This is a genomic window from Clostridium sp. ZS2-4, assembly GCF_026719745.1.
Classification (GTDB): Bacteria; Bacillota; Clostridia; order Clostridiales; family Clostridiaceae; genus Clostridium_H.
Genome location: NZ_JAPPRQ010000117.1, coordinates 1 through 13,254, shown reverse-complemented (window position 1 = coordinate 13,254; position 13,254 = coordinate 1). Strand labels below are relative to the sequence as shown.

Genomic DNA, 13,254 nt, shown 5'->3' with positions numbered 1-13,254 from the left:
ACCCGAAAGACTTTTCAATAATTTCTCTCTGATTTTCATTTGGATATATCCTGAATTTGTATGCTTTATTGATTTTCACTACTTTCACCACCTTTACTTTTTACCTTGACTCTGAATATATTTCTTTATTACTTCTATGGGCGAACCACCTGTTGTAAGTAAGCAGTAACTTCTTGACCAAAAACATTCTTTCCATAACTTCTTTTTTATTTGAGGAAACTCTTTTTTTATAAGTCTACTGCTAGCACTTTTATAAGCATTTATGAATTTTGATAACCCACTATTGGGGTGTGCTTTGAATAATACATGAACATGATTTTTGTCATATTCCCACTCTTCAATAGTTATATTGTAATTTGGACTTATTTTCTCAAATATTTCTTTTAGCCTATTGCTTATATCCTTATTTATTACTTCTCTTCTGTATTTTATAACTAATACGAGATGATAATGCAATAGGAATACTGAATGATTATTTGTATCTAATTTCATCATTACCACTCATTTCTACCATTTGATACTGATTATATTTTAGCACAAAAAAAATAATAGAATCAAGTTGTGTTTACGCATTCATCTCCCACCTATAGAGGATGGGAGACTTCTGCTAGTTACGTTAAAAATAAAAATCAAAGCTACTTTTCCATTTTCTTTATATTACGTATAAATATTTAAAATATAGTTACAAATTGTTTTTTATTTTATAACCATATTTCCCCTTAAACGCCACCCTATTGCCTAGTATCTTATAAAAAATTATATGATATCTTTTAAAACTTAGTATATTTTTCACATATATGTAAATAATGTTAATAAATTTATTAGGGAGGTTTTATAAATGAATAATATAATCCATATGAATTTAACACTAAATATAAATGAGATTAATAAAAAGGAAGTAAAAGAGCTGGCAGAACGTCTTTTGTTAATAGGTGCCATAGAAAAAAAAGGACTGGAGCAAATCAGACAGGCAGTTGATTGTGTTTAAATATCTATAATAACCACTATTAATTCAAATCAGAATTGTAGTGGTTCTTTTTTATTCTTTAAAATAAAGGTACAATATTAATATGAATTAATTATATCTACCGTGAATGGTTGAATAAATATAAATTTTAAAGTATACTTGTTATCATACAGTTTAATTTTGGGGGCACATATTATGAAAATATCCAATAGAGTATTAAATATGAATTTTTCACCTATACGTAAACTTGTTCCTTTAGCTAATGAAGCTAAAGAAAGAGGTTTGAAGGTGTATAGTCTAAATATCGGACAACCAAATGTAGTTACGCCTGATTCATTCTTTGAGGGACTAACTAACTATAATGAAAAAATAGTAAAATATTCAGATTCTCAAGGCATTCCTATCCTAATTGACAGTTTCATAGAATCATATAAGAACTGGAATATAGATTTAGCCAAAGATGACATATTAATAACTCAAGGCGGTAGCGAAGCTATTTTATTTTCATTGATGACTATATGCGATCCTGGTGATGAAGTGTTAGTTCCAGAACCTTTTTATTCAAACTACAATAGCTTTGCTAAAGTTGCCAATGCTAAAATAGTTCCATTTTTAACTAAAATAGAAGATGGATTTCACCTTCCACCAAAAGAAGAAATAATAAGTAAAATAACAGATAAAACAAAATGTATTTTATTTTCCAATCCAGTAAATCCAACAGGAACCATCTATACTTATGATGAATTAAAAATGTTGGCTGATATTGCAAAGGAATATGATTTATATATTATTTCAGACGAAGTATACAGACAATTCGTGTATGATGATATTTCATATACGTCTGCTATGTATATGGAGGATATACTTGATAGAGTAATTTTAGTAGATAGCATATCTAAACACTATAGTGCTTGTGGTGCTAGAATTGGTTTGGTTGCATCTAAGAATAAAGTTTTGATGAATCAGATGCTTAAACTATGTCAATCACGACTTTGTGTATCTACCATTGAACAATATGCAGCTGCTAATTTAATAAATACATTAGGCAGCTATATTGAAGATGTAAGAGCAAAATATAAATCTAGAAGAAATTTAATGTATGAATACTTGACTAGAATTCCTGGAGTTGTATGTAATAAACCTTCTGGAGCCTTTTATATACTAGCTAAATTACCAGTAGACAATTCTGAAAAATTTGCTGAATGGCTTTTGACAGATTACAGTTATGAAGGTAAAACAGTAATGATTGCTCCTGCCTCAGGATTTTATGCAACAAAAGATTGCGGAAAAAGTGAAGCAAGATTTTCATTTTGCACAAGTGTAGATGACATTGAAAATGCAATGATTGTATTAACTCATGCAATTAAAGATTATAACTCTCTTGAAAAATAAATTTCAAAACAAAAACCAATGGAGATTTTACTTTATATTTTAAAATCTTCATTGGTTTTTATTTTGAAATAATAACCTAAATATTTATTTTACTAAATCGATTTTAGAAGTTAAAATAGTATTACTATAGTAGAATCAATAAATTTTTTTTACATAACATAAATATATAAAAACTAAAAACAAGAGAGGAATTTAAAATGCAAAGGTTTAAAAACATCGTTAAAAAAGGCTTCAATCGTTACATTTTAGATGCACTAAGTGCTATGGCTTTAGGCTTGTTTTCTTCATTAATAATAGGACTTATTCTGTCTCAGATATCTAAAATACCTGGACTTGCTTTTATTAAAGAATTTGCAGATATTGTTTCCGCAAAATCTCCAGTAGTAGGCTCCGCAATAGGTGTAGCCATAGCCTACGGTCTTAAATGTTCACAGCTTACTATATTTTCTTCCGCTGCAACAGGTGCCTTTGGTTATACTCTTGGAGGACCTGTTGGGGCATATATAGCTTCAATATTCGGGGCTGAAATAGGAGAATCCGTCTCTGGAAAAACCAAAATAGATATTATTTTAGTTCCTTCCACAACAATAATTGCAGGAAGTTTGGCTGGTAAGTTTGTAGGTTCATATATTTCTTCATTCATGACAAATATGGGAAGTTTAATAAATACAGCTACAACCCTTCATCCTATCCCTATGGGAATAGCTGTTTCAACTCTTATGGGAATAACCCTGACAGCTCCAATAAGTAGTGCTGCCATTGCAATATCATTAAATATGACTGGGCTTGCAGCTGGAGCTGCAACAGTAGGATGCTGTGCACAGATGATAGGTTTTGCCGTATCAAGCTATAGAGAAAATAAGTTATCTGGATTAGTCTCTCAAGGCATAGGAACTTCTATGCTTCAAGTTTCTAACATTTTTAAGAATCCATTGATATTAATTCCACCAACTCTGACTGGTGCTATTCTAGGCCCATTAGCTAGTACTACATTTAAAATGGAAAACATATCCATTGGAGCTGGAATGGGCACAAGTGGTTTAGTAGGACCACTTGGAAGCTTTACTGCTATGCAAGGCACAGCTTCAAACAGTCTTGTGATTTTTAAAATTACATTACTTCAATTTATCGCTCCAGCACTTATTTCTCTCATAATTTCAGAATTTATGCGAAAAAAAGGTTGGATTAAATATGGAGATATGAAATTAGATTTATAAAGTTAAGCCAAAAGAATAAAAGGCATTAGTTACAAATAACTACTTGCCTTTTATTTCTACACTTATTGAGAAGATAATCAATAAATAATTTTCAACTTATTTTCTTATAAATTCTCCTGATTTTCCCCCAGTTTTCTTAAGAAGCTTTATATCCGAAATTGTCATTTCCCTATCTATAGCTTTACACATATCATATATAGTTAACGCTGCTACTGAAACAGCAGTAAGTGCTTCCATTTCCACACCAGTTTGTCCAGTAGTTTTTGCTTCTGCAATAATATCTATTTTACAGTTATCTTCATCAAACTCAAAACTGATATCACACCCTGAAAGCATTATAGAATGACACATTGGAATTATATTAGGAGTATTTTTAGCTCCCATTATGCCTCCTACCTGGGCAACTGAAAGAACATCTCCTTTTTTTATGTTTCCTTCTTTAACTCTTTCCAAGGTTTCTTTTTTCATATATATGCTTCCTGAAGCCACCCCTACTCTTTTAGTTTTATCTTTATCACTTACATCAACCATTTTAGCTCTTCCCTGTTCATTTATGTGCGTAAGTTCTTTTTCTTCCATGTAAATACTACCCCCCTATTTGAAACATCATTCTTTTAGTTTCACTTCTTTTGTTAACTTCAATTTTATGTTCTTCTGGTTTACTCAATATAGCTTTCTTTAACCTTGAAATAAGAAGAACTTCATTATTTAAATATTCTTTAATATCTACTTCTTCTTGTGAATGTAAACAAGGTTTTATCATTCCTTCTGAAGTAAGTCTTATTTTATTGCAATCCTTGCAGAACTTGCAGCTTAGAGGACTTATAAAACCAACTTTTCCTTTAGCCTCTTTTACCTTATATAACTCTGCTGTGCTAATATCTGTACCTTTAATAGGAAGAAGGTTCGGAAATCTTTCCAATACTTCCTCTGAAGTCATTGCTGCTTTCTCATAAAATTTAATTCCTTCTCCTATAGGCATAAGTTCAATAAATCTAATATCTACTGGAAGTTCCCTTGTAAGATTTATAAAATCTTCTATTTCATCATCATTGATTCCTTTTAAAAGCACTGTATTTATCTTTAGTGGAGTTATCCCTAGACTCAAACATTTCTCAATAGCATATAATACTTTTTTTAATTCTCCACCTCTTGTTATCTTTTTAAACTTATCTTCCTTTAATGTATCAAGACTTATGTTTACTCTTTTAAGTCCTGCCTTTTTAAGATCGTGAATTACATCATCAAGAAGTATACCATTAGTTGTTATAGCTATATCCTTAATACCTGGTATTTGTGCTGTATTATAAATAAGTTCATCTATTCCTTTAACTATAAGAGGTTCTCCACCAGTATACCTTATTTTTTTTATTCCTAAAGCTGCTCCAGCCTTTATAACCTTAATTATTTCTTTATTATTCATTGTTTTGCTGCAGTATTTTTTTTCTATATCCTTGTCATTCTCAGGCATACAGTAAACACATCTCAGATTACATTTATCAGTCAAAGAAATTCTTAGATATTCAATTTTTCTTCCATAGTTATCTATCATAATTAAGCTCCCCTATCATAAAATAGTCATACAACCCTTTTTATAAAAAACTATCTTGCACATTCAGAAGCTTCACCTCTTAATATATCAATACCATGCTCAAGGGCAGGCATAACTACCTGAAGATTTTCCACTGCTCCTTTGGGGCTTCCTGGTAAATTTATAATGAGAGTTTCATTTCTTATTCCAGCTATTGATCTTGATAACATAGCTTTGGGCGTAATTTGTAAAGATTTCATTCTCATTGCTTCCGGTATTCCTGGTACTTGTTTATGAATTACCTTAAGTGTCGCTTCCGGAGTAACATCTCTTTTTGAAAATCCTGTTCCTCCATTAGTTAGAATTAAATCAACCTTTAACTCATCACTTGCTTTTATGATTTCTTCTACAATTTTATTTACTTCATCTGGAATAACATTATAGTATTCAATTTTATAGCCTTCTTCTTCCAGCAATTTTTTTAATGCTGTACCCGTACCGTCTACTCTTTCGCCTCTTGATCCTTTATCACTAATTGTTAAAATAGCTGTCTTTATCATATATTTCCCCCACTAATCTGCTAATTTATTATTTACTGAATGGACAAAATCTATTTAAATTCATCAACGCAGCTGACCCTGCTATAGTTGTTCCAAAGAATATAACTGGCTTTTCAGTTAAAAACTTTGTAATGGTATCATTGGCACAAGTACTCCCTGTGGCTACAATAAGTTCACACCAATTTAATAAATCCTCTGTTTTTTCTTCGGCATTCTCTACTTCAACCCCGAATTTTATTTCACCTATTTTTTCCTTATCCAAATCAACAACCCTAACATCAAAATTTTCAGAAAGTCTTTGAAGCATAGCTGGCTGAAGACCTATAAGCGCTATTTTAGGAGACTCATACTTTTCCTTTATATGTTGTACCAGCTTTTCAGCACACTCTTCTGGTTCTTCATCCTTGCAGTGTATACTTCTATCTGTTATATTTAAATATTTACAAACCGCATTCAATGTTGATACTAAAACCGCTCTATCAAAATTTGTTTTTATTGGTCTGTTTATTATCTCTTCAATTGTGCCTGAGAACTCTCCAGGCATATCTGTAAATGCTTGTCCTTTTTTTCCTCTAAATTCAGCCTGCATTAACTTTTCTTTTCCTTTTATAATAGGATAATCTTTTCTTGAAGGATTTCCTATTGCTTCTTCAGTATTAAGTGTTCTTCCCTTAATACTTATTTTTTCATTTAAAAGTCCATTTTCTTCTACAATTTTTCTAAATTTACCTAATAAATTTTCATAAAAATTACATTTATTCATAATGTCCCTCCCTTTAAAACACATATGCTGCCCAATCTTTAAGTTCTTTAATATCTACTTTGAAAGAGATGCATCTCCATAATAACATTCAATTTTACTGTTATCTATTCTATTTTTCAAAATATCTTTCATACCTATAAAGTTAGCAACAAAAATAGAATTTGGCTTTTTAAATATCTCTTCTGGTGTACCTACCTGAACTATAGTTCCATCATTCATTATAGCTATTCTATCAGCTAAATACAAAGCCACATTAAAATCATGTGTAACATGTATCACTGTGTTTTGTTTATTTTCATGTATTTTTTTTAATATACTAATGAACTCATTCTTTGTTGAAGGGTCTAATGCACTTAAAGGTTCATCCATTAATAGTATTTTAGGTGATGTAATAAGTGCCCTAGCCATAGCAACTCTCTGCTGTTCTCCTCCACTAAGAGTAGTTGGACGCCTATTTAGTAGATGTTCTATTTTAAACATTGAAACTATATCATCTAGTTTTTGTTGAATTTGCTTTTGAAAATTTTTTTTTTGCTTTAATCCAAAAATTATATTTTCTTTAACAGATAAGTGAGGAAACAAAAGATAATCTTGATATACAAAACCCACTTCTCTATTTTCCGGATACTCACTGTTTAAATCTTTCCCCTGAAAATAAAAATGTCCTTCGTCAGCTTTATATAATCCAGCTATAGTTTCTAGAATGACACTTTTACCAGTTCCAGTAGGACCTAAAATCACAAAGTATTCTCCTTGTGATATTTCAAGGTGTATATCTTTAAGCTGAAAATTTCCTAATTTTTTATATAGGTGCTCAATCTTTAACATCTTATTCCTCCTTGTATCCTCATTGAAAAAGATTCATCATACCCTTTCATTCCCTAGAAGTTCAAAAATAACTAGTGATAACACGGAAATTATTATAAGTATAGTTGCAACAGATAATGCTGCTTCTAAATCTCCACAAGATAAGTTTAAATATAAGGATACTGGAAGCGTTTCCGTTTTCATTCTAGTAGCTCCTGCAATCATCAAAACAGCCCCAAATGCCCCCAAAGCTCTTGCCCATGTTATAACTATACTGGCTGCCAATCCATTTTGCGCCAGCGGCAGCGTCACTTTTAAAAAAGATTGTGCTCTAGAGCAGCCTAATGTTCTGGCTATAAACTCCATTCTTGGATCAATGTCTGCTATTGTAGACTTTAAAATTCTTATCATATAAGGAACGTTTATAAAAAACTGAGCAAGTATTATACCTTTTGTTGTAAATATAAATTTAAAACCCAGCTCTTCAATATATTGCCCAAATGCAGTATTACCAAAAAGTATAAGTAAAGCAATGCCAGCAACATTTGGCGGAAGAGCCATAGGTATATCTATTATAGTATTTACTATTTTCTTCCCCCAAAAATTAAATCTAACTAAACCATAAGCTATTGGAACCGCGAACACTATACATAATAAGGTTGAAATTACTGAAGTATATATACTTAATTTTAATGCAAATTTTATTTCTGGGCTTTGAAAGCTTGTCTTTAAATTTGGTAAACCTTTTATTAAAACCATAGAGATAGCTAAAATTATTAATCCTAATAAAAAAGCTGTAAGTACAGAAATAATTCCTACAAATATAATATTGTAAGAATTATTCAGTTTTCCTCTCATGTTTAACAATCCTCTCGTCTTTTATTCTATAGTTTTAAATTTATACTTCTTGAAAATATCCTTTCCTTCGCTAGATACAATAAACTCAACAAATTTCTTAGCTGCCTCTTTATCTTTTGAACTATTAAGAACACATGCAGGTATAGTATTTATTATATTTTTATCTTTTGCAATTTGAATAGCTTTTATATCCTTTGCACCAACAGTATTCTCTTCCCATAAAATTGCAGCATCTCCCTGCTTCATTTTTAAATCCACTACAATTTCATTTGCTGTAGCTGTTGTGGCAGTTACATTTTTCATAACCTTATCAGATAACTTATTTTTTTCTAATATTTTATTTGAAACTTTTCCTACTGCTGTTGATTTATCTCCTAATATTACCTTAACTTCTGATTTTGCTAAATCTTCTATACTACTTATATTTTTAGAATTTTCTTTAGGAACTGCTATAACTGGTACATGATAAGCTACATCCTTTTTATAATCAGATAATTTTTTTTCTTTTACAACCTTATAATAGTAAAGTGATCCTGGAATATACACATCTCCTTCTTTACTAATTTGAATCTGATTCAAATTTTGTGCACAGGCACCATATGTATATTTAATTTCAACTCCATATTTTTGCTGAAATATTTTTCCTATTTCATCCATAGGCTTTCTTAATGCAGCACCACAATAAACAAGTAATGTTTGTTTTTCTTTTTTAGAAGATTCAACTTTTTTTGTATCAGCCTGTTTACTTACTTGCTTTTGATTACTACATCCTGCTAAAGAAATAGCCCCTAAAATTACTGCTAATAAAACAATGAAATATTTTTTTAATCTAGACATTTAAATACGCCTTCTTTCTAATTATCAATACATGATTTTTGTATTATTTAATCGTTTACTTTCCAAAAGGACACGCTGGGTATATACACTTTTTGCACATTAAGCATAGTCCTCCATGAGCTAAAGATGTTATATCTTTCTTTGTTAGTTTCTCACCTGCTAACACCCTTGGGAAAACTAAATCAAAAGATGTGGTTTTAAAATACATTCCTGCTCCTGGTATTCCAAATATAGCAGTATTTTCATGATATGCAAGCATCAGCATATTTCCTGGCAATGCAGGTGATCCATATGATACCACTTCATCAGCAACATTTTTTATGGCAATTGGTGTTACATCATCTGCATCTACTGACATACCACCTGTTGCTAAAACTACTTCTGCTCCTTCTTCTACAAGTTGTTTTATTCCTTCTTCTATTTTTTCTCTATCATCTGGAGCATAAAGTATATTCATAAGTTTGCATCCGTAATACTTGATTTTTTCTTTTAAAACTGGAGCAAACTTATCTTTTATTCTTCCCTCATATACTTCTGATCCTGTTATAATAATCCCAACACTTAAAGGTTTGATTTCTTTTATGCTAACAACTTGTCCCATATTTTTGCATATCTCTTCTACTTTTTCAATTTTTTCATTTTCTATCACTAAAGGTATTGCTCTTGTTGCCGCAACCGCCTGATTTTCTTCAACTAATGTGTTATTATGAAGTGTTGCTAAAGTTAGTGAACCTATATCATTAATCTCAGTTAAAGCCTCTAAGTTTATCTTAAGTACTCCTCTTTTTTTAGCCTTTAACTGTATTTTCCCCTCTACTGGACCTTGTAGATTAATCCCTTCACCAGCTGCCGCATTTGCAATTCTTTCAGCAGCTTCATTCTCATGAACTTTATTTTCTGCTAACTCTATGACATTGATATGATTTTTCCCCATACTTTTTAATAACTCTACATCCTCTTCTTTAATGATGTATCCTTTTCTAAAAGCTGGTCCTTTACATTCACCTGGTACAATTCTAGTTAAATCATGTACTAATACTGTTCCAACTGCATCCTCTACTCTAATTTTTTTCACTTCACCATCACCTCGTCCAATGCTAATTTTCTTAAAACTATAAAAATTTTATAATTTTATACAATTTAAAATAATTAACCCATATAATCCTGAATTCATTGTATATACTATTACAATTTAATTGTATTATAACCTATTTTTGTGAATTCATCAACTTTTTTCATTAAATTATATGGATTATATGTAAATTTTTGTAACAAATTATCAACTTTACTTCATACCGTAAATATTACTTTCTTTAAACTTTATTTTATAAGCTTTCCTATTATTTTTTGTAAGATACATACCTATAAATATTGTTAATACCCCTATCCCCTTTATTACTCCAAAAGATTCTCCAATAAATATATATCCTACAATTATTGTGAATACAGGTGCCATATTATTGTATAAAGATGTTCTAACACTCCCTACCTGATTAACTCCCCATATCCACAACACATTACCTATACACATAGAAATTCCCCCTGAAAAAATGTTACTCATCCATCCCACCGTAGGTACTGTATTCCAACTGACATTTATTATACTTTTAAAATTTATAATGAGAAATAAAAGAGCAGCTATTGATATAAAGCACGCTGTTACTTGAATATTTGAATATTTTCTTAACATTGGTTTTGAAAATACTGTATAATATCCTAATGCAAGTTGCCCAATTATTAGAAATATTCCTCCCTTTATGTCTGTATATGAAATTCTAAATTCACTTCCTGAACCTATGATAATTAAAACAACGCCTATAAACGATACAATAATTCCCAAAAACATTTTAAGTGTAATCTGTTCAATCTTAAAAATTCTATTTATCAAAGCTACACTTATAGGCAGCATTCCAACTATTAGTGAGGTATTGCCTGCTGTAGTATTATTAATTCCTATGATAAAGCCTACTTGATACATGAAATATCCAAAGAAACCTAAACAAAATATTTTCTTTATATCATTTTTATCCATCTTTTTATATGTTCTAGACATATATAGAATAACCCAACAAAATATACTTGCAATTAACATTCTCATTGTATTAAACGGCAGAGGTGGTATATACTTCATTCCTACTTTAACCACAACTGGGTTCACGCCCCATAACAGTGCAACAAATAATAATACCAAATCAACATATGTAATCTTTATTTTTTTCATAAACTCACCTCTATTATCTTTCACATATACATCATAATTTTTACTATGGTTTAAAATTTAATACAAAAACAACTGTTGAAATTCAACAGTTATTTTTAAAATACTATTATTTTCTCTTTTTAACCTACTGTGTTATTCTTCTATTGATGATGCTATTTCTTTTGAAGCTTCTTGAACATTTACTATTCTTGTGCCAGTTAATCCTTTTATAGCATCCTTAGCATTTTCAAGTGAAGCTATAAGAGCAATTTTATCTTTTCCAAATTGAACAAACTTTTTAGCTGCTTCTACTTTTGGAAGCATACTTCCTGGTGCAAATTGTCCTTCTTCTATATATCTGTCTACTTCTTCTAAATTAATTTCTGCTAATTCTTTTTGATTAGGTTTATTGAAGTTTACACACACTCTATTTACTGCTGTCAATACTAAAAGCATATCTGCATCAATTATTTCTGCTAATTTTTCTGCTGCAAAATCTTTATCTATAACTGCTGGTACACCTTTAATTTCACCATCTTCATCTATTACCGGCACCCCACCACCGCCGCAAGATATCGTTACTATTCCAGCACTTAGCATAGCTTTAATGGTATCCTTTTCAACTATATCCAATGGTTTTGGTGATGCTACAACTCTTCTATATCCACGACCTGCATCTTCTTTCATAACATATCCATTTTCTTCTGTAAGCTTTTTTGCTTCTTCCTCAGAATAAAAGGATCCTATTGGCTTAGTCGGATTTTGAAAACCAGAGTCATTTTTATCAACTAGCACCTGTGTTACAACTGTACCTACAGACTTTTTCATATTTCTTTTTCTTAATTCTACTTCTATAGAATTTTGTAGATGATATCCTATATATCCTTGTGAATAAGCTCCACAAACATCAAAAGGCATAATTTTATTTACTTCGTGATTAAATTTATGTCCTCCTTCTATAGAGCTTAATATTTGTCCAACTTGTGGTCCATTTCCATGTACAACTGAAACTGTATGTCCTTCTTGTATTAAATCAACTATAGATTTAGCTGTTTCTTTACAAGTCATTAATTGACTTTTTGCAGATGCATCCTTAGGATTTGCTTGAAGTGCATTTCCACCTAATGCTAAAACTATTTTCATTAAATATTCCCCCCATTATAATTATAAAAATTTATGTATGTTCAAACTTTTTATTTAATATACTTTGTAAAGCTTTCACATCATAATATGCGAAAATTGCGACGCAACATTCTTTTAGTCCCCAGTCGCCAGTAACCAGTCCCCAGTGAAAGAGAATTTTCTTCCTTAGGTCAGAAAACCTTTCAATTAAATAGTAAAAGCTAGTGAAATTTTGGTATTATCTATTCAAGTAAAGAGCTGATAAGCTCTGAAAGCTATAGCTCAAGCGAAATATTAATTGATCTAAGGCTAAATGCCTTTATTGAAAAAAATGTTAAATAAAACTCTTTTACCCGAAAGGGTGTCAAATTTTTTCAAAAGTTTTATTTAATCTTAACGCCCTTGGAACCACATAAAGCGTGAAAAAGATATTTTAAATTCAAAGATTTTCTGACACTAGGAAGAAAATCAACATTTCCTGGTGACTGGGGATTGGCGACTGGCCACTAGAATAATGTTGCTTTGCAACATTATTCTTATTTTCCCCCCATAGTAAGAACCATAACAGCTTTTGCTGTGTGGATTCTGTTTTCTGCTTCATCATAAACTACTGAATGAGGTCCATCTATTACTGAATCTTCAACTTCGTTGTTTCTGTCTGCTGGAAGTGCATGCATGTAGATTGATCCTGGATTTGTAAGTGCCATCATTTCTTCTGTACACTTCCATCCTTTATATGATTCCAATAAATCATCTACTACTGCATCACTTTGGTTATTAACCCAGCTTCCCCAGTTCTTAGGAATTACTACATCTGCATTTCTGTATGCTTCTTCCATATTGTGAGTTATTGTGAATGTTCCATCATTTTCCAATGCATTTTTCTTAGCTTTTTCGATTACCCAATCTGGTAGATCATATCCTTCTGGATATGCCAATGTTACATCCATTCCGAATCTTGGGAATAATAATGCTTGAGTTAATGGTACTGATATTGGTT

Annotated in this window: 16 protein-coding genes; 3 read left to right on the top strand and 13 right to left on the bottom strand. The window is 30.8% G+C overall.

The annotated features are described in order from the left end of the window. Nucleotides 1-79: helix-turn-helix domain-containing protein (locus tag OIO11_RS17280; protein ID WP_442781302.1), on the bottom strand; the 79-nt coding region annotated here is incomplete at its 3' end. A gap of 14 nt (nucleotides 80-93) precedes the next feature. Then, the gene (tnpA, locus tag OIO11_RS13010; protein WP_268071880.1) at nucleotides 94-492 is read right to left on the bottom strand and encodes an IS200/IS605 family transposase; all 399 of its coding nucleotides are present in this window, start codon (nucleotides 490-492) and stop codon (nucleotides 94-96) included. Between the two features lie 346 nt (nucleotides 493-838). On the opposite strand from tnpA, the gene OIO11_RS13005 reads away from it, so the two are divergent. From OIO11_RS13005 to OIO11_RS12995, 3 genes are all read left to right on the top strand, one after another. Continuing rightward, nucleotides 839-988, top strand: coding sequence for a hypothetical protein (locus tag OIO11_RS13005; RefSeq protein ID WP_268071879.1), 150 nt, complete (start codon nucleotides 839-841; stop codon nucleotides 986-988). 174 nt (nucleotides 989-1,162) lie between these two features. Continuing rightward, nucleotides 1,163-2,359 carry a pyridoxal phosphate-dependent aminotransferase gene (locus OIO11_RS13000; protein WP_268071878.1) on the top strand — a complete coding sequence of 399 codons (1,197 nt, stop codon included), beginning with the start codon at nucleotides 1,163-1,165 and terminating at the stop codon, nucleotides 2,357-2,359. Between the two features lie 197 nt (nucleotides 2,360-2,556). Beyond that, nucleotides 2,557-3,576 carry a PTS transporter subunit IIC gene (locus OIO11_RS12995; protein WP_268071877.1) on the top strand — a complete coding sequence of 340 codons (1,020 nt, stop codon included), beginning with the start codon at nucleotides 2,557-2,559 and terminating at the stop codon, nucleotides 3,574-3,576. A 96-nt stretch (nucleotides 3,577-3,672) separates the two neighbouring features. On the opposite strand, the gene moaC is transcribed toward OIO11_RS12995, so the two are convergent. From moaC to OIO11_RS12940, 11 genes are all read right to left on the bottom strand, one after another. Then, entirely contained in the window at nucleotides 3,673-4,155 is a 483-nt protein-coding gene (gene moaC / locus OIO11_RS12990) for a cyclic pyranopterin monophosphate synthase MoaC (protein ID WP_268071876.1), read from the bottom strand. 7 nt (nucleotides 4,156-4,162) lie between these two features. Then, nucleotides 4,163-5,128: a GTP 3',8-cyclase MoaA gene (gene moaA, locus OIO11_RS12985; protein ID WP_268071875.1), complete on the bottom strand. Its 966-nt coding sequence runs from the start codon at nucleotides 5,126-5,128 to the stop codon at nucleotides 4,163-4,165. Nucleotides 5,129-5,178: 50 nt separating this feature from the next. Then, nucleotides 5,179-5,667: a MogA/MoaB family molybdenum cofactor biosynthesis protein gene (locus OIO11_RS12980; RefSeq protein WP_268071874.1), complete on the bottom strand. Its 489-nt coding sequence runs from the start codon at nucleotides 5,665-5,667 to the stop codon at nucleotides 5,179-5,181. Nucleotides 5,668-5,695: 28 nt separating this feature from the next. After that, nucleotides 5,696-6,430 carry a Rossmann-like domain-containing protein gene (locus OIO11_RS12975; protein ID WP_268071873.1) on the bottom strand — a complete coding sequence of 245 codons (735 nt, stop codon included), beginning with the start codon at nucleotides 6,428-6,430 and terminating at the stop codon, nucleotides 5,696-5,698. Nucleotides 6,431-6,484: 54 nt separating this feature from the next. After that, nucleotides 6,485-7,258, bottom strand: coding sequence for an ATP-binding cassette domain-containing protein (locus OIO11_RS12970; RefSeq protein WP_268071872.1), 774 nt, complete (start codon nucleotides 7,256-7,258; stop codon nucleotides 6,485-6,487). A gap of 36 nt (nucleotides 7,259-7,294) precedes the next feature. Beyond that, a complete protein-coding gene (locus OIO11_RS12965) occupies nucleotides 7,295-8,095 on the bottom strand; it encodes an ABC transporter permease (RefSeq protein WP_268071871.1) in 801 nt (266 codons plus the stop codon). A 21-nt stretch (nucleotides 8,096-8,116) separates the two neighbouring features. Next, nucleotides 8,117-8,932 carry a molybdate ABC transporter substrate-binding protein gene (gene modA / locus OIO11_RS12960; RefSeq protein ID WP_268071870.1) on the bottom strand — a complete coding sequence of 272 codons (816 nt, stop codon included), beginning with the start codon at nucleotides 8,930-8,932 and terminating at the stop codon, nucleotides 8,117-8,119. 55 nt (nucleotides 8,933-8,987) lie between these two features. Further along, nucleotides 8,988-10,007: a molybdopterin-binding protein gene (locus OIO11_RS12955; RefSeq protein ID WP_268071869.1), complete on the bottom strand. Its 1,020-nt coding sequence runs from the start codon at nucleotides 10,005-10,007 to the stop codon at nucleotides 8,988-8,990. A gap of 210 nt (nucleotides 10,008-10,217) precedes the next feature. Further along, the gene (locus OIO11_RS12950) at nucleotides 10,218-11,153 is read right to left on the bottom strand and encodes a DMT family transporter (RefSeq protein WP_268071868.1); all 936 of its coding nucleotides are present in this window, start codon (nucleotides 11,151-11,153) and stop codon (nucleotides 10,218-10,220) included. 132 nt (nucleotides 11,154-11,285) lie between these two features. Continuing rightward, nucleotides 11,286-12,275 (bottom strand): carbamate kinase, encoded by a 990-nt coding sequence (gene arcC / locus OIO11_RS12945; protein ID WP_268071867.1) that lies wholly within the window; start codon nucleotides 12,273-12,275, stop codon nucleotides 11,286-11,288. Nucleotides 12,276-12,790: 515 nt separating this feature from the next. Then, nucleotides 12,791-13,254 (bottom strand): ornithine carbamoyltransferase (locus OIO11_RS12940; RefSeq protein ID WP_442781205.1); only part of this gene is annotated, 464 nt, incomplete at its 5' end.